Origin of the sequence: Cylindrospermopsis raciborskii Cr2010 (genome assembly GCF_003367075.2) — a bacterium.
Taxonomy (GTDB): Bacteria; Cyanobacteriota; Cyanobacteriia; order Cyanobacteriales; family Nostocaceae; genus Raphidiopsis; species Raphidiopsis raciborskii.
This window is the reverse complement of the sequence record NZ_CP065936.1, coordinates 1717408-1741150: the sequence shown is the minus strand read 5'-3', so window position 1 is coordinate 1741150 and position 23743 is coordinate 1717408. Positions and strand designations below refer to the sequence as shown.

General features: G+C 38.5%; 23 protein-coding genes. 5 read left to right on the top strand and 18 right to left on the bottom strand.

Features of this window, described 5'->3' with window-relative positions; translation table 11 throughout:
* Positions 1-80: 80 nt before the first annotated feature.
* The 5 genes from C6N34_RS07910 to C6N34_RS07890 form a co-directional block, all read right to left on the bottom strand.
* Positions 81-578: an acyl-CoA thioesterase gene (locus C6N34_RS07910; protein ID WP_115538203.1), complete on the bottom strand. Its 498-nt coding sequence runs from the start codon at positions 576-578 to the stop codon at positions 81-83.
* Between the two features lie 18 nt (positions 579-596).
* Entirely contained in the window at positions 597-938 is a 342-nt protein-coding gene (locus tag C6N34_RS07905) for a DUF1815 family protein (RefSeq protein WP_006275977.1), read from the bottom strand.
* A 262-nt stretch (positions 939-1200) separates the two neighbouring features.
* Entirely contained in the window at positions 1201-1416 is a 216-nt protein-coding gene (locus tag C6N34_RS07900; protein ID WP_057179042.1) for a DUF2839 domain-containing protein, read from the bottom strand.
* 100 nt (positions 1417-1516) lie between these two features.
* The gene (locus C6N34_RS07895; protein WP_115538210.1) at positions 1517-3079 is read right to left on the bottom strand and encodes a helicase C-terminal domain-containing protein; all 1563 of its coding nucleotides are present in this window, start codon (positions 3077-3079) and stop codon (positions 1517-1519) included.
* A gap of 27 nt (positions 3080-3106) precedes the next feature.
* Positions 3107-3703, bottom strand: coding sequence for a hypothetical protein (locus C6N34_RS07890; protein ID WP_006275974.1), 597 nt, complete (start codon positions 3701-3703; stop codon positions 3107-3109).
* 126 nt (positions 3704-3829) lie between these two features.
* On the opposite strand from C6N34_RS07890, the gene C6N34_RS07885 reads away from it, so the two are divergent.
* A complete protein-coding gene (locus tag C6N34_RS07885) occupies positions 3830-4453 on the top strand; it encodes an RNA polymerase sigma factor (protein WP_057179041.1) in 624 nt (207 codons plus the stop codon).
* Positions 4454-4475: 22 nt separating this feature from the next.
* Here C6N34_RS07885 and C6N34_RS07880 read toward each other — a convergent pair whose 3' ends face one another.
* Entirely contained in the window at positions 4476-5894 is a 1419-nt protein-coding gene (locus C6N34_RS07880) for a sensor histidine kinase (protein WP_115538202.1), read from the bottom strand.
* A 165-nt stretch (positions 5895-6059) separates the two neighbouring features.
* Here C6N34_RS07880 and ppk1 point away from each other — a divergent pair, with 165 nt between their 5' ends.
* The gene (ppk1, locus tag C6N34_RS07875; protein WP_115538201.1) at positions 6060-8255 is read left to right on the top strand and encodes a polyphosphate kinase 1; all 2196 of its coding nucleotides are present in this window, start codon (positions 6060-6062) and stop codon (positions 8253-8255) included.
* A gap of 66 nt (positions 8256-8321) precedes the next feature.
* On the opposite strand, the gene C6N34_RS07870 is transcribed toward ppk1, so the two are convergent.
* A complete protein-coding gene (locus C6N34_RS07870; protein WP_006275970.1) occupies positions 8322-8504 on the bottom strand; it encodes a hypothetical protein in 183 nt (60 codons plus the stop codon).
* A gap of 227 nt (positions 8505-8731) precedes the next feature.
* On the opposite strand from C6N34_RS07870, the gene C6N34_RS07865 reads away from it, so the two are divergent.
* A complete protein-coding gene (locus tag C6N34_RS07865) occupies positions 8732-9286 on the top strand; it encodes a DUF2854 domain-containing protein (RefSeq protein WP_057179038.1) in 555 nt (184 codons plus the stop codon).
* A gap of 18 nt (positions 9287-9304) precedes the next feature.
* Here C6N34_RS07865 and C6N34_RS07860 read toward each other — a convergent pair whose 3' ends face one another.
* Together C6N34_RS07860 and C6N34_RS07855 are read right to left on the bottom strand one after the other, a co-directional pair.
* Complete coding sequence (locus tag C6N34_RS07860; RefSeq protein ID WP_040008099.1) at positions 9305-9565, bottom strand: chlororespiratory reduction protein 7; 261 nt, start codon at positions 9563-9565, stop codon at positions 9305-9307.
* A gap of 37 nt (positions 9566-9602) precedes the next feature.
* Complete coding sequence (locus tag C6N34_RS07855; protein WP_177169538.1) at positions 9603-10808, bottom strand: histidine kinase; 1206 nt, start codon at positions 10806-10808, stop codon at positions 9603-9605.
* Between the two features lie 216 nt (positions 10809-11024).
* Between C6N34_RS07855 and C6N34_RS07850 the strand changes: the two genes are divergently transcribed.
* Together C6N34_RS07850 and C6N34_RS07845 are read left to right on the top strand one after the other, a co-directional pair.
* Complete coding sequence (locus C6N34_RS07850; RefSeq protein WP_057179037.1) at positions 11025-12386, top strand: S-layer homology domain-containing protein; 1362 nt, start codon at positions 11025-11027, stop codon at positions 12384-12386.
* Positions 12387-12410: 24 nt separating this feature from the next.
* Positions 12411-12842 carry a hypothetical protein gene (locus tag C6N34_RS07845; protein WP_006275965.1) on the top strand — a complete coding sequence of 144 codons (432 nt, stop codon included), beginning with the start codon at positions 12411-12413 and terminating at the stop codon, positions 12840-12842.
* Positions 12843-13035: 193 nt separating this feature from the next.
* Here the strand turns inward: C6N34_RS07845 and C6N34_RS07840 are convergent, their stop codons facing one another.
* The 9 genes from C6N34_RS07840 to C6N34_RS07800 form a co-directional block, all read right to left on the bottom strand.
* On the bottom strand, positions 13036-13314 hold the full coding sequence (locus C6N34_RS07840; RefSeq protein WP_057179036.1) for a YggT family protein: 279 nt from the start codon (positions 13312-13314) through the stop codon (positions 13036-13038).
* 28 nt (positions 13315-13342) lie between these two features.
* Positions 13343-13681, bottom strand: coding sequence for a hypothetical protein (locus C6N34_RS07835; RefSeq protein ID WP_115538200.1), 339 nt, complete (start codon positions 13679-13681; stop codon positions 13343-13345).
* 42 nt (positions 13682-13723) lie between these two features.
* Positions 13724-14374 (bottom strand): uracil phosphoribosyltransferase, encoded by a 651-nt coding sequence (gene upp, locus C6N34_RS07830; protein ID WP_006275962.1) that lies wholly within the window; start codon positions 14372-14374, stop codon positions 13724-13726.
* An 86-nt stretch (positions 14375-14460) separates the two neighbouring features.
* Positions 14461-15438: a hypothetical protein gene (locus tag C6N34_RS07825; protein WP_181406979.1), complete on the bottom strand. Its 978-nt coding sequence runs from the start codon at positions 15436-15438 to the stop codon at positions 14461-14463.
* Positions 15439-15506: 68 nt separating this feature from the next.
* Positions 15507-16466 carry a hypothetical protein gene (locus C6N34_RS07820; RefSeq protein WP_115538199.1) on the bottom strand — a complete coding sequence of 320 codons (960 nt, stop codon included), beginning with the start codon at positions 16464-16466 and terminating at the stop codon, positions 15507-15509.
* A 106-nt stretch (positions 16467-16572) separates the two neighbouring features.
* On the bottom strand, positions 16573-18003 hold the full coding sequence (locus tag C6N34_RS07815; protein ID WP_147290736.1) for a hypothetical protein: 1431 nt from the start codon (positions 18001-18003) through the stop codon (positions 16573-16575).
* Positions 18004-18040: 37 nt separating this feature from the next.
* Positions 18041-18838 carry a hypothetical protein gene (locus C6N34_RS07810; protein ID WP_096547278.1) on the bottom strand — a complete coding sequence of 266 codons (798 nt, stop codon included), beginning with the start codon at positions 18836-18838 and terminating at the stop codon, positions 18041-18043.
* An 81-nt stretch (positions 18839-18919) separates the two neighbouring features.
* Positions 18920-22180 carry a hypothetical protein gene (locus C6N34_RS07805; protein WP_096547279.1) on the bottom strand — a complete coding sequence of 1087 codons (3261 nt, stop codon included), beginning with the start codon at positions 22178-22180 and terminating at the stop codon, positions 18920-18922.
* A 60-nt stretch (positions 22181-22240) separates the two neighbouring features.
* A complete protein-coding gene (locus C6N34_RS07800; RefSeq protein WP_115538197.1) occupies positions 22241-23737 on the bottom strand; it encodes an FtsZ/tubulin family protein in 1497 nt (498 codons plus the stop codon).
* Positions 23738-23743 lie beyond the last annotated feature (6 nt).

The window sequence follows — 23743 nt, the reverse complement described above, 5'->3', positions numbered from 1 at the left end:
GTAACATTTCTGTCTCATATACCTACACCAGTTTTAGCGAAATGGTGTAGGCAAGTGTCTTGACTTTCTTAAACTTATAACTACTTATAAGATGCCGCAATTTTAGCGATCACCTCCTGGAATGTGGCGGGTAACTGACGCATAATTTTACCCCTTTCCCTATCTAATGCTACTAAACTTACTTGAGCAGTTACACATAATTCCTGATTATCAAGGGAGACAATTTTATAGTCCCAGTTGATTCGCACACCTGTAACTTCTAACATGCGGGTTTTGACCAAAGCCATATTCCCTAATTGTAGTGATATATGATAGCGTATAGACAGTTCTACAACTGGTAGATCACACCCCAAGGCTACCAAATCAGCATAATCAACACCAAAGGAGCGTAAACACTCTACTCGTGCCTCCTCCATCCAAGTTAAGTATGTACCATGCCAAACTAATCCTGCATAATCCGTATGATGAGGTTGTACTCTGATGGGATAGTCAAACCAGGTATCAACTTCATTCTTTGTTAACTTGTCAATTGCACTTGCTGGTGGTAAAGTTCCTTGACCTGATGTTGTGTTGCTCATCTATACAAAATAACTTCCTTACTTCCTAATTAGAGCTTTCTGATTTGTACAAGGTTCTATAGACTGTTTAACCAGATTAGCTAGTTCTTGTAATTGTTGGATTGCTTCCGCTCCTTCTAACTTCATCAATTCCCGGTCATCCCTCATTTCGGTCCAGGTAATCCCATAGTCAGACACCAGAAAGCGGATGAGGTGATTATTCCCCAAACCCACCATAAATGAAGCACTGTTCATTTGATCCCCACAGGTGTAGCAAGAAGCTGGGTAACCCTTGCGTTCTAGAACCATGGCCAGAGCTTGTAAGTTCATTACCAACTCTTGCACAAATTGTCTATGTTCGTATGCTAGTCTCAGAAACATTTTTTCCTCCAGACACCACGGTCATTTGAGAATGTTTTATATTTTCTTTAGATTTTCCTGTCCCTTGTTATTGTACTCTATCTCTAAAAGTTTTGGATAAATGCTTAGGTTAGCAATTAGCCTAACCTAAATCTTAGTCAAATTGGCAATAGTTGGATATTACACCTCCATAGGCAATTTTGAGAGGACCTAGCATTATTTCTTAACTATAGCTCCCACTAAGATATTTCCAGCTAGCTTAAATTAAATCATACTCATTAACCTAATCCACTACTTGCCACCATCCAAAAGCGGGTCCGATAAAACGGATAGTCACCCATATAGCTACCATAGTTCCAATACCAATCCATGCTCCGCGAGTGGTTATTTTCACAAAAAGTTCTGCTTGAGACTTAGTAATGGGAACCCATGGCAATATGGGGGTTTCTTGTCCATAGTTCTCCCCCATGGTATTTTTCCGACGTTTTGCTTCACCCATAACAAATAATTGATTTCAGTTAATCTCAGGTTTGATTTCGTTTCACTTACTAGTATATTTAAGGTTTGCTATTAAGGTACTTAGTTTCCTCTCAAATTCATCAATAGTTTTCTGGAGTATGGGAAGAAAAAAGACTGGGATCAAGATAGTCTAAGCGTGCTCGAGGGCTAAGACAAGCAAGAATCTGGGATCCATAACTACGATTGACCACACGACTATCTAATAAGGCCACTATCCCCTGACTTTCTCTCACCGGAGCTAGGGCCCGTTGTAACTCACTCAGCGCAGTGGGTAGTAGGTACAGTCTAAACCAGTCCTGGTGCGATCGCTTGTAATAAGCCACCCTACCAGCTACTAAAGGGTTCTCTAAGGATGGTAGGGGTAAAGTAGCAATAATCAATAACTGGGGTGCAGGCAAAACACTCTGGTGCGATCGCCAAAATTCCCAACCACTAACCAGAATACCATTATCATCCAAACAAGTTTTTTCCACTTGAACTCGTGAACCGAAGTCAGCAGCCAAAATCGCTGCTACTCTACTTTTGAGAGGTACGTCACCGACCAACACTACAGTTAGACCCAAAGCCGTGGTACTCAAACAAATCAGGGTGCGGACTTGATGAATAAACGAAGATTGAAATTCCGGTGTATTGGGCAAAGGTAACTTATGGGGTACATAAAGTTGAATAGCTTCACTGTGATTGTCACTGGAGAACTTCAAACAAGTTACATCTACTAAACCCAATCCCTGGCGAAACAGGGGTGCTTCCGTTTCTGGTTCCAAAGCACTACCAATTAACACCACCGGTTGTCGTTGCCAAATTGGTGCTAATTTCGTCGCTAATTCTACGGGTGCACAATGTAAATAAAATAGACCTTGACGACGAGCAACAGTGGCCCAAAAAAGGGAAGAAGTCAGACCAACAGGTGTTACGGAATTATCAATAGCGTTGTAGAAACATGCCTGAAAACTACGCCATATAGCTGGGAGATGGTCAGGATTTAAAGCAGAAAACAGAGTTTGTAAAATTTCAATTTCCCGTTGGCAAATTAGATAACAGTGGTATGGATTTTCTGGATGCTGAAACAATTCATGAGTTAATTTTACCCTCACTTCCCGGATTAAATCCGCTTGGTGGGGACAAGCCCATATTAGCTGATCCCAGGACTGGGGATCAAGGTTTTGGGTCAGCTGATTACGTACCCAATCTTCTAGATCGTCTACACCATCAATAATAGTAGGAATATGGGGAGGGAAACCAACATGTTCATTACTCAACTGCTCTTTTAGCCACGCTTGAGGAGAGGTTAGTAGTAAACCTTTAAAATCGGGATCAGGCCAAACATCACCTACTCTAATAGATTTAGTTGTTCCTAACCACTGTTCAAGACGAGGTATTTCTATCTTGAGCAATCTTTGCTGGATTTCTGGTAATGCTACGATAATTACTGGACCAGGCCACATTAAAGCGGAGGCAATAAAACTTGTTCGGTATCTTCCTTGATAACCACAAAGAGCTCCAACTTGAATTAAAGCACTACGTCCCAAACGAAAAGCCCTAGCTACCAACCTTGCCATCGTTAGGTGATGAGGCCAAGTTGGAAAACCCACCTGGGAGCGCAGGAAATTATGTAATGACAAATGAACCTCAGCCTCAATCACAGGTCTTTTACCCCATAACAACTTTTCTTAACCAGTCACCTCAGCCATTTCAATAATTCTCCCTTCGTAATCTTTTACCAAAAAGTTCAAAGGTTTTTGATTACGAATCTTAAACTTTAACCCTCTAGTTTCCACCCGCATTAAAATTAAGTCTAAACAATCCCGGTCAAAACAAACATGACGTTGTTGACTTTTACTACCTAGACTTGCACCAGTAATAACGTGTAGTTGGGTATTTTTCTTTAATTGGTACCATAGTCCATCATTGCCATTACTAATAGTCCTATGAGAGAAACTAGGACCAGAAGACATATAAAGCGGATCTATAGCCGTAGCACCTATAGTTTGTTCATAATTGTAGTAGTAGTGTAGAGGTACTTCCGCAGCGGGTAAATCCAACAAACCCTCATATAGTTGTCGGGCAATTTCCAAATCCGAGACCATTACAGTATAGACCTTGGGAGCGCTGGTGAGAAACATCCACATGGCACCAGCATAAGCTGCCAATAGCATAATCATAATCCCCTGGGTGGAAAACAGACTATCCAAGGGTAGGGAGGGTAAAAAAGAGGCAATTGTCACTGGAATATGCAAAAAAGGTATCACATTAGCTACTATAACCATGAATAAATCTAGATTGTATAGTGAATAGGTTTTTAGTATTGTTGCTAAAGACTAGCATATCGCTATCTCTTTAATAGTTTATACTCTAACCAACTTGAGCTGACATTTAAACTCCTTACAACCCCTGTGCAAATTCCCTCCTTTCCCGAAACCAATCACCCCTTGGTGAAATCCTTATTTGAGCAAACCGATCAAGAACTATTAAACCTATTTCAGCGCTATCCTGATAGTGGTCGGTACTTCACAGCCATATTTGCCCGTTATCATCCTATAGTTTACACTCTGATTCAACACTCAGCGAAATCTCCCGTTCAAGCAGACTATTTATTTGCCCTGACTTGGCAACAGATATACTATGAAATGAGGGAACTTTCTCTAGAGCAACCAATAACCGAGAAAGAAGCATTAAGCCTGCAAAACTGGTTAATTAACATGACTGCCTTTTGCATTAATCGAATCAGCGTACCACCAGCAGAAGCAATTCATTACTCCATAAAAGAAACCTCACCTCCGCTTTGGTGCTATTTACAGCAGGCACTGGATAAACTACCACCTGTTCTACGCGTAGTTTTACTGATGGCGCGAACCTTCCATTGGAGTGAAACCCGGATTGCCGCTTATTTACAAGCAGAGGGAGAAAATATTTCTATAGTACAGGTAAGCGATTTATTACAACAGAGCTACCAGATGTTAGAAGAAAAATTAGACCCTGATATTCGAGATATTTATTTAGAAGATGGGAGAAATTAATAGAAAAATTATACTAAAAAAACTAGTAAAATTCACTACTTACAGGTAAGTGAACGACAAAAGTAGTCCCCTGACTAAGAATACTGTGAACTTCTATTTCCCCTTGATGTTGTTCTACAATGGTATGAACAATAGCTAAACCTAAACCCGATCCGGTAGTAGCGTCTCGTTGGGAGCGAGCTGGGTCCACGCGATAAAATCTATCGAATAGTTTTGGTAAAGATTCCCTAGGAATACCTACTCCCGTGTCAATCACTTTAATTTGTAAGCAGGGACCAGGCATTGTCAAAACTCGTGCCAATTCTACTTGCACTTTTCCTTCCCTGGGAGTGTATTGTAGGGCGTTACTAATCAAATTAGTGCATAATCTACCCAGTTGATCCCAGTTTCCCATGAGAGTGAACCAGTTTTCCCGTAATCTGGAGTCAGTTTCCACTGGAGGATCCACAAGGATTAAACTCAGGGAAATTTGTTTTTCTGTAGCTACAAGTTCCTGCTCTTCCACCACTTCCATTAACAAAGCATCCACGGGACAAGGTGAAAACAAGTTAGGACTCATACCACTATCTTGTCTAGCAAGAAACAACAAATCGTTGACCAACCTACCTAAACGCTGGGTTAATCTTTCAACTAACTGCAATTGTTGGCGATAATGGGAATAATTGTGTTCATAGTCATGAGCAGTATAAGAATTTTCCGATTCCAAATCAGCTAATGCAACTTGGACATTGGTTTGAATCAGCGCTATAGGACTTCTTAATTCATGGGAAGCATCAGCAGTAAACTGTTTCAACCGTTGATAGGAATCACCCACAGGTTCCATCGCTTTTCCAGACAAAAACCAACCACTAGCGCCCACAGAAATCACCATTAACCCTATACCTAAACCTAGATCCACAACCAACTTTCGACTTGGTTTAGTGACTTCAAACCAGGGGTGACTGACCCTCAAATACCCTAAAACTTGTCTTCCTATTTCCACTCTATGGGTCACCTGTCGCAGTAATAGCTCTGAGTTACCCCATGCTCCCATCACCCGCACAGTTTCACTTGTGTTCCCACGAATGGGAATGTGTAAGGGTTCGGAAAAGGTAGACCACCTTAACTCACCAGTAGGGGTAAACCATTCTAAATCAATATGATCGTCTTCATTTGTACTCTTATTATTGCGAAAACTTGCTTCTATGTTAACACTAATTGTGTTTTGTTGAGGTATTTTAACTCCTTGATGCCTTAATTTTAGTTGACTTGGTTCCAAGTTAACGTCTTCAATTACTAAGGAACGCTCTACTACCTCTACTACATGATTTAAAGTATCATCAATTCTCTCAATTAATGTGCTGCGGACATACCAATACACTCCAGTGGCAAACAAGAGTAGTAAAATAGCGGTGACAGCGGTGTACCAAAGAGCAAGACGACGACGAGTAGCTTGGAACATACACAGTGGATAATGACAAGGAGTTAAAAATTTATATTTAATTATACCGACCTACTTAGACAAATAATTAGGGGTTCTTAACTTTTTCTTAACCAAAGCTTAACATTATAATTGGATTAATTGACTACCAAGGAAATAGCAACATCTACTAGGTGATAGATAATCATGGCCAAACTCAAAAAAAACAATCCTCCAGTTGTTAGTTTAGATGAACCAATTAATTTAAATGACCCAGAATATTATATTAATAGAGAATTAAGTTGGTTACAGTTTAACAGCAGGGTACTACATGAGGGATGCGATGAACGCACACCACTATTAGAGAGACTCAAATTCCTAGCCATTTTTAGCTCTAACCTGGATGAATTTTTTATGGTGCGTATTGCAGCACTAAAACAGCAGGTAGAAGCAAAAGTAGACCTTCTTACTCCTGATGGGCGCACACCACAACAGCAGTTAGATGATATCAGATTATATTTAAACCCATTAGTGGCAAAACAGAACCAACAGTTTGAAGAAATACTACAACCTTTGTTAGCTAATCAAGGTATTCATATTATAAAATATATAGATATGAATCAGCAACAGAAATTGCATCTGGATGAATATTTTAAAGAACAAATATTTCCCGTTCTCACCCCCTTAGCAGTGGATCCTAGTCATCCCTTTCCTTACATTTCTAATCTCAGCCTGAATTTGGCTGTAGTGGTCAAAAATCCACAGACAGAAGAAGAATATTTTGCCCGGGTGAAAGTACCAAAAGTTCTACCAAGATTTATCCCCTTACCTTCCGAACTAGCAAGTCATAATGGTAAACCAATTTACTGGATTGGTGTACCTTTAGAACAGGCGATCGCCCATAATTTAGATCAATTATTTCCGGGGATGAACATTCAAGAATGCCATCCTTTTCGGATCACTCGAGATGCGGACTTAGAGCTAGAAGAAGATGAAGCAGATGACCTATTACTAGCCATTGAACAAGAACTACGTAAAAGGCGTATGGGTGGGACACCGGTTCGATTAGAAATACAATCACAAACACCGGAAAATTTACGTTCTCGGTTATTAGAAGACCTAGAATTGACTGCTAATGATGTTTACCAAGTAAATGGTTTATTAGGTTTGAGGGATCTAATGTATTTTATGGGATTATCCTTACCAGAACTGAAAGATCCTCCACGTCAATCAGTCATTCCTTCCCGGTTACAGCGGTTAAAAGAACCCTGTTTAGATCCCGATGTTTTAGAAACAGAAGATGGAAAAGATTTCTTTTCTATAATTAGAGAAAAAGATTTATTAGTCCATCATCCCTATCAATCATTTTCCGGTACAGTAGAGCAATTTATTACCCATGCAGCATGGGATCCTCAAGTGTTAGCGATTAAGATGACATTATATCGTACTTCTGGGGATTCACCCATAGTAAATGCCTTAATTGCTGCAGCTGAAAATGGTAAACAAGTGTCAGTTTTAGTGGAATTAAAAGCCCGTTTTGATGAAGAAAATAATATCTACTGGGCCAGACGATTAGAAAAAGTTGGAGTTCATGTAGTTTACGGATTAGCGGGTTTGAAAACTCATAGTAAAATAGTGCTAGTAGTCAGGAGAGAAAAAGATAAAATCTGTCGTTACGTCCATATTGGCACAGGTAATTATAACCCAAAAACAGCCAAACTATACACAGACCTGGGATTGTTCAGTTGTCGGGAAGAACTGGGTGCAGATCTAACCGATGTATTTAACTTCTTAACAGGTTATTCTCTGCAAAAAAACTATCGAGAGATATTAGTTGCTCCGGTGAATATGCGCAACCGCTTTTTAGAACTAATTCACAGAGAAATTACCAACGTACACAATGGATTCTCTGGAAGGATTGTAGCCAAAATGAATGCGCTAGTTGATCCTGAAATCATTGCCACCCTATATACCGCCTCCCGTGCAGGGGTGCAAATAGACTTGATAGTTAGAGGTATATGCTGTTTAAGACCTGGAATGAAAGACATTAGTGATAACATTCGCATTGTGAGCATTATTGGGCGATTTCTAGAACATTCTCGCATTTTTTACTTCCACAACAATGGTCAGGAAGAAATATATATTGGCAGTGCGGACTGGATGCGTCGCAATTTAGATCGGAGAGTGGAGGTTATTACACCAATTAGAGACCAAGAAATTGCCAAAGATCTACAAGAAATCCTCGGGATTATGTTAGCAGATAATCGTCAAGCTTGGGATTTACAACCCGATGGCAATTACATTCAAAGAACGCCCAAAGATAACAGTTCAGAAGCTAACTCCCAAGCGATTCTTATGTCCATGAGCCAAAATAATTACCCAAAGCCGCTTATGCAGAATTGAGAATAAGTTCAAGTAAGCCAAAATAAACTAAAAATAATATCCCCATTTCTATTCTATGTGGGTAGTTTAATTCGTATTTTCATTTGAAAATGTACGATTAAACTCATCCAATAGATCATCTAACTCTTCCAGAGCTTGATTGATATCAACCCTAAGAGTGCCCAAGTTAGGCTGTTCGAGTAACCCTAGTAGGTATTCGCGCTTAGTTTGTACTAAGGAGATTCTTTGCTTTATTGTTTCCAGATCCATAAGTTTTCCTCGTATTTTTAAATACTACCAGTTAAATTTATAGCTTATTACAGATTTTCTGAAAAAGCTAGATAAGATGAACGTAGGTTGGGTTGAAGTATGAAACCCAACACCCCCATGGATTCGCTAACCCATCCTGCAAATAATTGTGCCTCCGCAAATCTCAGATAGCGCCCAAATAGTGTAAAATACTTGCCAATATCAATAAATGATCAGCATCTAAAATCATGTTCGGCAAAATCTCTTTGGGAACACTCGGTTTAACTGTAGGTAGTATATTAACCATTATGGGCTTTATAGCTTATGGGTTGGATAACGCGACCTTGAATTTGGTAGGGTTTTTTTATGGATTTCCCCTGTTATTAGGTGGTTTAGCACTCAAAGCTAATGAACTCCAACCAATACCCTTTAGTGAACCTACCACAGAGTCGGTATTGGAACTCAGGAAGCAGCAAGCTACTATTACCCAAAATAAAATCCGTAAAGATATTACAAGATTTTGCTACGGACAACAAGCCCATTTAGATAGGGCCCTTGAATATTTAGGCTTAAATCCCACGGATGAAGAACGCCCCGTAGTCACCAGTCTGCGAGAAACTTCCCTTGATGGTGCTTATTGTCTAATTCTAGAGTTTGACTCTCCCCTGATCCCTCTGGATACATGGTTGGAAAAACAAGAGAAAATGACTAAGTATTTTGCACCTAATGTTCATGTAAAAATCACTCAGCCCAATGAAGATAAAATTGAATTGGAATTAATTACTGTCAACCATTCTAATTAATCTCATATCAAGACGCTTTTACTTTTCTAATCTGACAGCATACCATTGTAAATATCGCCCTGGTCCCAAATCTAATTCGCAGGTGGTATCAATCAAATGGTTCACCTGTTCTATCAAGGATCCAATTTTTCTCACATCTAAAGGTATATCTTCTATAGGCATTTGACTTAAAGTGTTTTGCAACTTTTCTAACAATTCTAGCTTCGTCAAAAACTGTTCTTCTTGGTTAGTTTCCAGAACAACAAAATTTTCCTCTTCATACATCAATGGGTGTGGCATAGTTAAGAAATGATTAGAAAGATTGAGAATGGCTAAATTAAGAAGGATATACTGGTAAAGTGAAATGAAACCAAGCGCCACCATTAGGGGTAGAATCTACCCAAATCTGACCGTAGTGGGCACGGATAATACGTTGACATAGGGACAAACCAATACCATAACCATCCGCTGCTTGATCTCGTTCTAGACGGAAATGATTTTCAAAAATGTGATCTCGGTTTTCATGGGGAATACCAGGACCTGTATCACCAATACTAAATTGTACCTTTTGTGTTGTCCGATGCAGTCCTGCTAAACTAATTTTACCTTCCTTGGGTGTATACTTGATAGCATTGTCTAACAGATTAATCAAAACTTGACGAATTCTCTCTGGGTCTGCATACACACAAGGCAGATCAGATGGAAGATCAGTCTCTACCGTTTGAGACTTACCAACATAACGGTCTCGTAATTCTTCTAGTACCTCAAAACTGAGTTTGCCCAATTCCAACCTTTGTGGTGCTATGTTAAAATCATTATCGTTTTCGCGTCCGATTTCCAACAGATCGGCTATCATCCTATCAATAATCCGGGTTTGATGACGGGCCTGTTTGAGTAAATTTTCCGTCAAGTTTGGTTTTAGGCGTTGAAACTGACCCAAATCGGAATTATAATCAGATTGAAGAGTGTCTATAGCTATGGCAGCAGCAGTTAAAGGGTTACGAAGGTCATGAGCCAGCATGGCTATGATACGTTCCTTAAATTGTAACTGTTCTTGAAGTTTTGCTTTTTCCTGATTGAGGTAAAAAATCTGGTCTGACAACTTAATTAGCTCAGCAGAAAGGGCCACAGAATGTATAGTAGATGGGGGGTGAATCATAGAAATATCTGGTTCTGGAAGTTCGTGTAAGTCTTTCTGTAAAGCTAGAGATGTATCTATGGCAGTTTGCCACCGTGGCCACCAATTTTGTAATTGGGCAATGATATTACTTCCAGCCAAAGTTTGTTGCGGTTCTGGATGGATTTTGACTAAAGCTGGTGTTGCAACCAGTCTGAAATGTTCTGCTAAATAGGGTTCTTGCCCGACATCAATGATTTGCAGATCAAAACTATAGTCTACTTCCAGATCTTGTAGGTACGCGCATATTCGTTGCACTTGTTGGCGAGACTTGGGTCTTCCATCAACAAAGAGCAACAGTTGGAGTGGAGCCTCAAAATGAATAGGCTGATCCTGGGAAACTTCCATGTAATCTTGTTTCAGCACTGGTAACAACCTGGCAACGCCTGAGAAATAGTAAAATACTGAGTTACTTGGGTAGAATTGTTTAAGTTAGACTAGTTATTTTGTTCATCTCTAGTTTAGCACTCCAGATGTCCATAAATTCCATAAGTTAAAATTTATGGTCGGGGATGGTGTTGTAAGGAGTAAGTTAAGGAATGCTAGTCTAGTAGTTAATATTAAACATACTTGTGATTTTCTGTGGTTATTTATAAACTTTCCACTACTTTTATTAGTATAGCTGTTTCGCTATCTACCTTAACAGCCTGTGCTAACGCACCCGGTGCTAAAAACTGGGAACGTAATTTGGCTGCGGACTCGCGACTACAGGAGAGATCGGGACTTTTTGGTGTTCCTCAGCAGCAACAAACACCCCCGACACCTGTTGTTGGTTTACCTAGTGATTTTCCTAAAATAATTCCCTTATATTCTAATGCTAAGTTAATAGAAGTTGAACTGGCACAAAATAACTCACAATACTCAATAACTCGCTGGGAAAGCTCTGATCCCAGTAATATGATTGCCAGTTTTTATGCTAGTAAACTGCAAACAGAGAACTGGCAAATTTTACAAAAGCCAGGAAGTGATGGAGATGGGATTTTTGAAGCTCGAAAAACCGATCTATTATTGAAGGTGACTGTTAAACCTACAACGGTCACTAGTACCAGTGCAAATCAACCTGGAAGCTCCACTGAATTAACAATTGAATATCAGTTGAATAACAACTTAAACAACACTGATTTAGGAGCCACTATAACGTCTCAACCTGAGCCATCACCGACCATAACTGATTCAACCAACACCACTCAACAATCTACAGCGCAAATTGACTACAATCAAAATTTCCATCCTCTGGAATTTACCGATTTACCACAAGTACCATTAGAATGGAGAAAACCAATTGAGGATTTAGGCAAGTTGGGAGTTTTGTCCATAGATAATAAAGTGCTGGGGAATAATCAACAGACTAAAAACTATTCTGGGCAACCACAAAAACTGGAACCCAACAAAATAATTACACGTCGAGAGTTTGCTAGATGGTTAGTAACTGGTAACAATGTGATCTATGCTAATAAGCAGGCTAAAAAAATCCGTTTACCATCCCCAGGTTCCCAACCCATCTTTAAAGATGTTCCACCCACTGATGTTGATTTTCCCTTTATTCAGGGTTTAGCAGAAGCTGGACTAATTGCCAGTCCTCTCTCAGGAGATGCAACGGAACTCTTGTTTCGTCCCGATGCACCTCTAACCAGGGAAAACCTCCTAATGTGGAAAGTTCCCTTAGACACTCGTCAATCTCTCCCCAATGCTAGTACGGAAGCGGTCAAGCAAACCTGGGGCTTTCAGGATACAGCAAAGATTGACCTAAAAGCTCTTAGACCAGTCCTAGCTGACTTTCAAAATGGGGAACAATCAAATATTAGAAGGGTTTTTGGATATACAACCCTATTTCAGCCTAAAAAAGCTGTGACCAGAGGTGAAGCTGCTCTGACTATATCCTATTTTGGTTCTCAAGGTGAGGGAGTGTCAACGACGGAAGCACTAAAGTTAAAGAGTGAGTAATAGTGATTTATACAAGGTGTGTTTATGCGTTTAAAATCAGTTATCCTAGTCTTTTTTGTTTGTTTAACTAGTTTTCTTGGATTGATAATTACTCCATCAGCTTTAGCATTAACTAGTATTAAACTATTCGATTTATCCTATCAAGATTGTCCTTCAGACCTAGCTCAAGGTGCTGTAGTCAGTGGTAGTTCCAGATTCGCTAACTGTTTTATCATCACAGGTAAGGCACAAAATGGCACTTACAAAACTGTTTATGATGCTGACGTATATGGTAGAATCTATGATGCGAATAATGACCCCATCTTACAAAATCGCTCCCGCTTGGGGTCAATTGCCCAAGTACCACCCGGTATCAGTAATTTTGAGTTAAGAATTTCCGTACCAGCTAATCAACCAACTCCACTCAAGTTGAAACAGTTTAAAGCATCAGGATTTAGCGCCATGATCCGAAAATAGATACTAATACCTGTTTAAATCATACCCACAGGTAAAGGTATTCGCTAGAAAGTTCTCAAGGTATTTCCTAGTTTTCCGAGTGTAAGTATAAATATAAGGTGAACGTAGGTTGGGTTGAAGTATGAAACCCAACGCCTGCATGGGTCTCGTTCCTCGACCCATCCTACAAATAATTGTGCCTCCCTACTTAGGTCTAAAATCCCCCTAAAGAAGTTGCACTACTAAGGTTCTCCAACAAACTGGAGACTATATTAAGCACCAAGAAGGCCAAAATAGGCGAAATATCAATACCTCCCAGGGAAGGAATGATATTGCGGAACAGATTGAGATAGGGGTCACTAACCTGACTTAATGCAGCAAATGGCTGATTGTACCAGTTAATTTGTGGGAACCAGGTTAGCAGAACTCTGACAATTAGCACGTAGCTATAAATTTCCACAAAGGAGGCTAAAGTTTGGAAAAGTAAATACATAGTTAGGAGAGGTTTCTACCTTAGATGATTATTCCTGAATTAACGAGGATTGAGAAGAACCAGGGGAACTACTATTAACACTGTTTAATTGTTCTCGCACATCATCAATTGTAGCATTGAGCTGGGCAATTTTGTCTTCTAGAGACCGCCTTGCTGTTTCCATGGCGAGATCTTGACTAACTGCTGATTTCATGTGTTTTCTTCTCGTCCCACCTTTACCCATTTCTAAATCATCACTGTTACCTCCATCCTCCGTTTCTGCTCTTTCCCTTCTCGATGCTAATACCGTGCCCAAAATGCCACCTACCACACCTCCAACAATTGTCCCCAGTAGAAACCCACTGCCAAACCCATCTTTCTGACTCATACTTTCACCGCCTTCAATAAGTAGTAGCTAATATGGTAGCTTTTAAGTACCAAAAATGCGATCGCCTGCATCTCCTAGTCCCGGCACAATGAATCCTTGGTCATCTAGATTTTCATCAATAGTGGCACTGTAGACGACCAATTGAGGATAAGCAGCATTTAGTCTTTGCAAAGCAGGTTTTGCCGCGATTACACAAACAATTCGAGTTAATGCTGGTTCCACACCTCTTTGTGTCAATTCTGCCATTGTTGCCATTATAGATCCTCCTGTGGCCAACATAGGATCGACAATTAAGACCCTAGTGTCGGGGGCAAATTTTTCCGGTAACTTATTGAGATAACAGGATGGTTCCAGGGTTTTTTCATCTCGGGTTAATCCCAAATGATAAACACTAGCTAAGGGTAACACAGTTTGTGCTCCTTCCCATAAACCCAATCCCCCACGGAGAACGGGGACAGCTGCTAAGGGTACTTGTGAATTGATAAAAGTAGCTGAGCATGGAGCTAAAGGTGTTTGAACTACGCTTTCTTGAGTAGGTAGCCATTCTCTAGTGGCTTCATAGGTTAACCACCTTCCTAATTCGGTAATAGCAGAGCGGAATAGCACTGAAGGGGTAGCTGCTTCACGAGCTACAGACAACCAGTGTTTAATTAAGGGATGGGGTGGGACATAAACAAGGAGTTGTGGTTTCATGGAAGAAATTGTTGAGTGGACAGGATCAAAAGTCTTCATAGTAGTATACAATAGGCATTTTAATCCGTGAAGACTTAATACTCTAGTTAATCTCTACTTGACCTGCTCTCTAAAGATTCTAAGCGTACCCTGAGTAAATCTATTTGGAGTCTAATATCTTGGGATCTCAACTGCTCCAGTTGGGAGCTAATATCATTTAATTGACGGTCTAACTGTCGATTAGCTCTCCTGAGTTCCAAATTGGTATTTGCTTGATTATCTCTTATTTCCCAAATAAGAGATTGCCAATCTTCCTGGGGGGTAACTTGTTCTAATTGAGATTTTATCTCATTTAACTGTCGGTCTAATTGTTGATTAGCTCTCATGAGTTCCAAATTGGTATTTGCTTGATTGTCTCTTATTTCGGATATAGAAGCTTGCCAGTCTCCCTGGGAAGAAATATGTTCTAATTGAGATTTTATCTTATTTAACTCCTGATGAATTTTCGAGATTTCCGAATTGGTATTTGTCTGATTATTCTGTATAGACTTGTGCAAAGATTTAGCCAGTGAATCTTTTCCACCATGATTAGTAAACTCTAAAATCCCCTTTTCCTCCATTTTCCATTCCCTTCCACTGGGTAAAGTCTGGAATCTTGCGGGTTTAATTAATAAATAATGATTATCTGTAGAAGGACTACCACCCTGAAAATCAAATACTTTAGCCATGCTTTTTAGTCTATAAATATAAGACTTAACCTCAATAGAGGGTATAACAAAAATGTTATCTTCATCCGAGACAATTAACCAATACTTACCATAGTCATCGGGTTGTAAAATAATGGGCTGGTCTCCATCCCGATAACTTGCATCAGTTAACTGTGTAACAATTGAGTTTCTGAGTAAAACCCCGGGTACTTCATTATAAACTTCTATTATTTCCTCTTCCGAGATATTTACGGGAATAATTTTTTCCATATTACAAGCACCAGTAACCATGACCGGGCCATTGTTTCTTGCATCAGCTGTAGATAGGTAGCTTTCTATCTTTTGAATTCTAGCGAGGATATCATCTGAATTAACCATTTTCCAACTCCAGTTATTTAAATTACCACGTAACTAAAACTAATTAGACCAGCTAAAATTATTATAGGTTAAAATTCTAACTCTCCCCGTTGAAATAGCTCCCATTTACTACCCTTTAAGAAAACGATTGCTGGATTAATCAACTTAAAACTTTTCCTACTATTGGGATCATATTTAATACATTCAAAAAACACAGATATAGCATCATAATTACGACTAGTAACTCTCATGTTAAATTTAGGAACAAGATAGATCATATTTCGTTGATTGATAATCCAATAATTACCCTGTCTGTTTTCTTCTAAAACAGGCCTAGTGTAACGACCAGAACGACGGTCGCGAGCTGTAAGTTTAACCTCTGATACTCTAATTACCATATCAGCTAGCAACTTAACTTTGCCATTATACAGTGCTATTATAGGATTATCAAAAATATTGGGTCCTAATTTTGGTGTTTGATATGGTTGATCTGTTGGTGGTTTAGGTTGAGGAATTTCTTGTGGGATTTGCTGAGGAATTGGGGAGACTTGCTCACCATCAGACTTATCCGAGTTAGTTAAGTTATTGATTGTGTCCGTTAAGGTTTTTTGTCTAACTAGCACCACCTGTAATTGATTTTCCAAAGCATCGAGTCTTATCACACTACTCTTATGGTAGCGATAAATTATGTTAAAGTCTTTAATCAAATTTGGATTTTCTGTGACTTGAAATAATACAAATAAACAAATAAACATACCAGCACAACATAGCACAGCCACCATTATTATGACTTTTTCCATTTCATCTAATCTACTTTTAATTTCCGCAAGTTCCTTCGCATTATTATTTGGCTTAGGATCTACCTTGGTGGGTAAGGATTCAGGTGCTGGAGTATTACTATTAATAATCTTACTACTTAAAGTAGAAATCCGCTGCTTTAGGTCAAAATATTCCACCCAATCATCCACAGCACGAACATGGGGAAACAACAGTAATATGCTAGATAATGTGAGGGTGAGGTAAAAATGGTACTTCAAACGGTACTTCATAAGTTAGTTCCATATTGGTCATTTTTATGTTTGGGTTTATATATAAGTGGGTGGGTGGAATTAAATATAATATGAACGTAGGTTGGGTTGAAGTATGAAATATGGGTTAAAATTCCAACTCTCCCCGTTCAACTAACTCCCATTTGTCACCGGTTGAGGAAACTATTGCCGGACTAATCAGTCTAAAATCCTTAAAATCATTTATGCTCTTGTGATCATATTTAAAACACTCAAAAAATAGAGATATTGTACTATAATTATGACTATTAATTCTGATGTCAAATTTAGGAACAAGATAGTTCACAGTACCTTCGATGATAACCCAATAATTACCCCGTCTAGTTTCCTCTAAAACAGGTTGAGTATAACGACCCAAGCGACGCTCATAAGCTGTAAGTTTAGCCTCCGACACTGGAATTGCTCTATCAATTAGCACATTAGCCTTGTTGTTATAGAGTACAATGATAGGATTTTCCAAATTATTGGGTATGAATGGTAATTTTTGTGATTGATAACGTTTATCTACTGGTAGTTTAGGAGGTTCGGGAATTGAAACTTGCTCACCATTAAACCTATCTAATTTACTTAAGTTATTGATTTTCTCAATTAAAGTTTTTTGCTTATCTCGTATGACCTCTAACTGGGTTTCTAAATAATTGAACTTTTTCATAGTATTATTGTTAGATTGATCAAGTCTGTTAAGTCGTTTGATCATTTCTGGATTTCCTATGATTTGAGACAATACATATATACAAACAAAAATACCGATGAAAAAGATCAAACCTATGATTATTGCTGTTTTCTCCATTCCATCTAATCTACTTTTGAGTGCTGCGAGTTCTTTCGCATTATTATTGGGTTCATTATTATTTGACTTAGGATCCACTTTGGTGGAGGAAATTGGGATATTGCTAATACTGTTAGTACTTAATACTGCTACTGATTTTATCCCAGTTTTACCAGTCAAAGATTGAATGGTTGTAATCTCCTTTTCTAACTGTTGGATTTTTGCATTAGTAAATTTCTCTATTTCTTCCTGTGTTGTTTTGCCAAAGTTTCCATAATATTTTTTGTTTACTTTTTTTTTGGCAAAAAACCCCAAATATTTTTGTATTCCAGTTACTCCTTTCGGTTCTAATCCATTTTCCAAGTATTTGGTAGCACGGTCAAGTTCTTTAAGGATAGCATTACTCCTAGCAACCGGGGGAGATAAGAGGGGAGTTTGAGGTAAGGTAGCAATCTCCTGCTTTAGGTCATTAATTTGGGCAAGAACCGCACGAGAGTTCAAATTTCCAGTATCTTTTTTATCTTGAACAAAATTCTTTAAATTCCGATTGAAGGATCTTACCGCATTTTTTAACCCTGCAAATTTTTCTGGGATATTCTGTTGCTGATTGACACCTATGGCAATATTAGTTATATTACCCGGTGGTGGATCTTGCACCAGATCATCTACAGCACGAACGGGAGAAACCAAGAGCAATATACTAGATAATGTGAGGGTCAGGTAAAAGTGGTGTTTCATAAGTTTATTCATAGTTTTTTATAAGTTTTTTTAATTTTTATGTTTGGGCTTATATTTGTGTTTTAAACTCTAAGATTCCAGTGTCTTGTAATTGCCATTTTTCTTGATTAGGAATAGGGATAACCTTAGCAGGTTTAACCAGCATCATATCATCTAAACTTACATGCTCATTGTCGTCATAATTCCGGAAATCAAATAACACTGATATAGTTTTATAACTGTGCTGATTAATTTTATGCTTGAGTTTTGGCACCAAATATTGATTAGCAATAATCCAATAGTCTCCCCTACCTCTGGAATTCAACTCAAAAATTGCTGGATCTTTGCCACCAGACCAACGATGAGACTTGCTTTCTTCCGTTTCAGAAACATCTATCTTATCTGTAAATTCCGCGTGATTATTATAATTCTCCACCAAACTAGTTATTTCTGGGTCATCAATTTCATAGTTACTTACTTGTTTATCCTCCTCATAATCCCCAGGCCTAGTTGTTTGTGTTTGATTACCGAAAGAGTCTTTTTCTTGGCTTTTTTCATTAATTTGCCGTAGAATACTGAGCATTTCTGGCAAATTCTGAGTATTAGCCTGGATATCCTCTATTTTTGCCAAATATTGTTTTAGTAATGAATGATTTCTTTCCTGTAAAAGTGAACATTCCTTCTGCAATTGAGATAATCTGTCCCAGGTTTTTCTGGCCCACTTTACTGTTTGTAGTTCACCTGATACTGCTCTCATATTATGAGGAGCTGGGAACAAATGCCAACCACATTGTGGACAAAACTCACCTGTTTCTATACTTATATTATACTTGTTATATTTCCACCCACATACAGGACAATCTTGCATCTTTAACCTCCACATTATATAAATGATAAACTTTGGGCAAGGGAGCGGGCAATTTAGTTTGCCCACTTGTAATCTGCGGTCTTACTTTCCGGCCCATTCTTTGCCTAGAACCCTCAAAAGAGCTTTTAATGCCATTATAAAAGGTGGTTCTTGCCTAATATCTTCAATACTACCTCGGATACTATTAAGATCATTTCTCAATTCTCTTTCTGTTGCACGCCACAATTTTGCATTGTAGTCTGGATCTGGGTCATCTAAATTTTCCTTAACCTGGTAGGTTTCTAATGGTTTCACACCCTCAATACGTAGTTCATCTAGGCTGGTATGAAAGGAATTTAAAAACAATTTCAACTGATTGAAAGAGATTTGATATGTACTAATATCACTTCTGAAATTTAAACGATCGTGATAGTCAAAAGTTTGACCATTAATAATACAGTCCTCACCAGCAATAATCGGATCTCTATCATTCCTACCCAAACCTCTTAATCTTCTCTCTCTTAAAACCAAACCACAAGCAGCTTCATCCTTGGGGTTTTGACTTAGAAGTGTGGGTTGGTCTGTCTGAGGTAATTTGGCAGCAATACTCATCATTTTATTAAACAAAGCATTAATTTCTGAATGGCGATTAAATTCACCACCTTCTGCTAACCAGTGTAATAAACGAGAGCCATTGCCACCAATATAAACCGATGTAATTTCATCTCTAGAGTATTTTTGCTCTTGAGACAAAACAGAGAGAATTTGACCTATATAGAAGTATAACCCAGAAATACCAATTGCCATCAGACGTATAAGTCCTTGAAATTCCCTATCTTCTTCAAATCTGTCTCTTTTCTTTTCTAGCCAATTGGCTGATTCTAAACGCATCCAAACATCCAATTTAGCATAGAAAGCAGCACCCTTGAGCTTACCCTTAATGTCTTTGATATTTGGATCTAATTTTTTCAAAAAATCAGGGTTCATTTCTATAAACTGGGAAAATAACTCCCTACCCGCTAACAAAATAGAACACTGATCTAGCAGTTGATCATCTTGCCAAATAGAAATGTCTGAAGTCCCACCGCCCATATCAATACAAGTACTACCAACTAAATCATATCCTTCTTGTTCAGCAAAGTATTGTCCAACTGCTAGACTTTCAGTCTTAAAATAATTAGGATCATCTCTTGTGGGAGTCTTATGGATAATTCCCGTAGTATCTACTAATGCTCCAGTTAATAAACTCCACCTCTTAATATATCTATTCTGTTCTGTTGAAGAAAAGGCGGAGGGGAATGATAAAGACCATTGAATCTCTCTTACACCATTCTTAGCCGCTAAAGCTGTAATATGCAATGCCAAATGTTTGAGAAACAGTTCGTTAGCGGTCAGGTTAGTAGTTGTCCATTTCAGGTTAGTTTTTATCCATGGTTGTTCAGGATCAAACGATTGGAGATCAGGAATATAAATACGACCATCCAAAATTGGACTTACCTGGTCTTCCCCAGCATTAGTTTTACCCTTAGTTGTCAGCACAGTAGAAAGGGGAAAAGGCTTATCTTCAGGGATAAAATTTTCGGGAATGAAAAATTCAAATAAGGCAGGGAATCTAGTATCAATAGAAACATCAGTAACTTGACAGTGGAGATTTTCTAGATCTAAACGTTCTACCAATCTGTCATTTTTATTGACATAGACATTGGTAAAAGATGTGCCAAAATCAACACCAACTACCCATTGACCCCCTAGGTTGATAGGTTGTGGAGTTGGTAATAAAATTAGACCAATGGTGTTTTTGTAATTATCTTTACATTTAAGAAAAGATGGAAACTCATTCAATTTAGCTACTTGATAAATTTCATTTTTTTCTGAAAAACTATGGGTTTTTTCAGCAGTAGGAAAACTGACTTGAAATGTTTCTTCTCCTAAACCAGCATCGTAGTAAAAGCCGTAGTATTCTTTCCATCCCTGCACCTGGAAATTAGGCCATATTTCTAACACAGGAACTTCGGAAATGATATTTTCCTCTAAAAGAGGATATTCTTTGTAAACATAGAAATTCTGAGGTGTTCTCCCTTCCTTAATTCCATACAAGGGTATGGTTAATGTAACTTTGACTAAGGATGTGCCACCACCATTTCTATTGATCTGAAACCCGACTATTTTGCTAGATAAATATTCTGGAGTAAAGTAATCCAATAGAATCGGATTAATGGGAATTAAGGGTGTAATAGGCGCACTTTTAAATGTTAGGGATTGGGCACCTTCAGGAAGTAGAGCATTAGGTAATATTCCCCCCTGGTCAATAAATTTCAATTCGGGTAAAAACAGCTCTTGTGACTTGACACAAATTACTTCTCTACTTTTATTCCATTTTTCTATATCTTCAGGGCGTAAAGCAGCTAAGGTTTTACCTTCATGAACCCAAATATTTTGGGATGGCTCATTCCAACTGTTAGCTATATCTCTATCGATGATTAACAGGGGTTTAACATGGGGTTTATTGATGCTAGGAACAACCCGAATATTAGATTCTCTTGGTTGCACCTTTACGGGAAAATTTAGTCCCCATAAAGCTCCCTTGTTTAAGGAAACATCGAAAAATGTTTGATTATTGGTTAATTGGAAATCAAGTCCCGATGTTACTCCCAAACTGCGAATAAAATCATTGATTAGTCCAAATATGATATTTACTGCTTTTTTAGTATTATCTCTTTCTCCATCATTAGCTCTGCCAATTTCCTCTTTGAGGTTGTTTAACCAAAAAACTAACTGGGCTTTTTCAGTGCTATTCAAATACCCATGTACAGGTTCAAATCCCATTTTAATTGGATTCCACCAAGGTAAACCATCCCAAATACCTTCTTCTGATGGGACAACTAAGGTGCTGGGAGAAGTCATCCCCACAGGGTTATTATTCCAGGTGAAAATATATAAATCTTCCCAGGGATTTTTATTATTATTGAGCTGGTAAATACTATTTCTGTCATCTGGTAACAGCTCATACAGAGAACGAGCAAAAAGATTTTTATCTTTCCTAGCTCCCAATTCTAAAGGTTGAGCCTTAATAGGAAATGCCCGCACTTCAGCTAGAGCCAAAACTGTTAACATTCCTTGCCACTGGACAATAATTTGTTCCCGAATGGGATATTTATCATTATGTAATGCCATTTCTACTGATAAAGGACGGGCCCAAATAGTAGGCACAGAACTTATATTTTTGATTTCCCCTGGCGCCGCGTAATCTAAACTTGTGCCAACTTGATCAAAGGTAGTTGGTGCTTGGGCATCCCACACACCAGCAGTTCCAGATTTAACATCGCAATCATCTTTGAGTTGGGGTAACAATAAATGAGCCATATCTAAATTACTTACCTTGTGAATTATGTTAAATCAAGCATTTTTAGTCTGCGAATCTAATCAACAAACATGATATAAAGATTTGGCTAGACCAATAGTTCCCAAATTTGGAGGGTCTATTTTTTCAGGTTTTAAACTTTCTTTGAGTTTCTGAATTGTGTCCTCAGATTTTTTATTTCTATCTCGAGGGTCAGCCTGTGCAAATATTAAATTTGCTAAATTATAATCGTTCAAATTTCTAAGGTGATCTCCGTGAAATAATTGAATAGTTTCCCCTGGCGATTCATGAATATGCCCTAACCAGCGCAAATAGTCCTTACACCAAGCGGTAATTTTTTCTATTGCTCTTTGTTGTTCAGCATCATTAAAATCAACATTTGACTTATTACCTCCCCCCAAAATTCCTCTGGGAGCTGGGAAGAATTTCACAAACCAACTCGTACCAGCACGATGTCTAAATTCCTTTTCTCCCAGGTCCTTAGCTTTTTTTAATTCTGGGGCAATATTAGATAACCAAGCAAAGGCAAAACGGGTGGCTTTCAACATTTCTGCACGTACTTTCTCATCGTCTGGAATATCCCCCCAGTTTAGGATTTTTGGATTTTCTCGGTTCATTAACACCACTTTTTTTTCACCCGTTAGGGGGTTTAATAAAAATTCTCTCCCAGCCAATGCAGCATAGAGTTCAATAAAGTGAGGATCATTACATTGAGTGTTTTTACCTATACTAAATTTCCTAACTGGGGATAATTGTTGATTGCCCAATAGATAGACTACGTCAAATGTTTCCTGAGGTTGACCGCCATAATAACGGAGTGCCGCCTCTGTATTTAAAAGAAACTGTTCAGAACGAGCATAAACTTCCTCTGGATTCTCTTCAGGCGTAAAGCTGAAATAAGGTAAGACAAATAGACAACCTAAATCTACGTTATCCCTAATTTTTAGTGTTTCCAGTCTATTATGAATTAATCTGCCAATGGTTGGTAGTCCTGAAGCTCCTGTTCCGCCAAAAATTGAACCACATAAAAAGATTTTTGGTCGCCTTCCTCCCCCAGCATCCCGTTGAATTTGCCCCATCAAATTTCCCCAAAAACCATTATCAGCAGTATCCATTCTTACTTGGCTCATCACCGCCGCCCCAATGCTAGGTCTTCCCCTAAAACCCACATCCAAGCTGGCTTCTCGCTCTTTTGATGTATAAAGTACATCAAACAAGTTACCTAGAGGTGCATCATTTTCTTTAATCAGATTGTATTTAAAAATAACTGCCAGGTTTTTGTTGGTAACATTGTCATTATCAGCAAATGGTGACCATACAGGCAAGGATTGAATCGCTGTTTTCATCCACGGGTGTTTACCTTGTAAACCCAGTTCATAACATTTATTATATATGTCTAAACTCTCTAAAGCTCTGTTGACATTCCCATTGGTTTCATCAGTGTCCACAAACAATAACTTTAGGGACTCTTCCCCAAAGAGCCCAATGGAGGTTAATTGAATGATTGCTTCAATGGATTTAGCCCCAGTACCACCAATTCCAATTATATAAGTTGACATCTATCC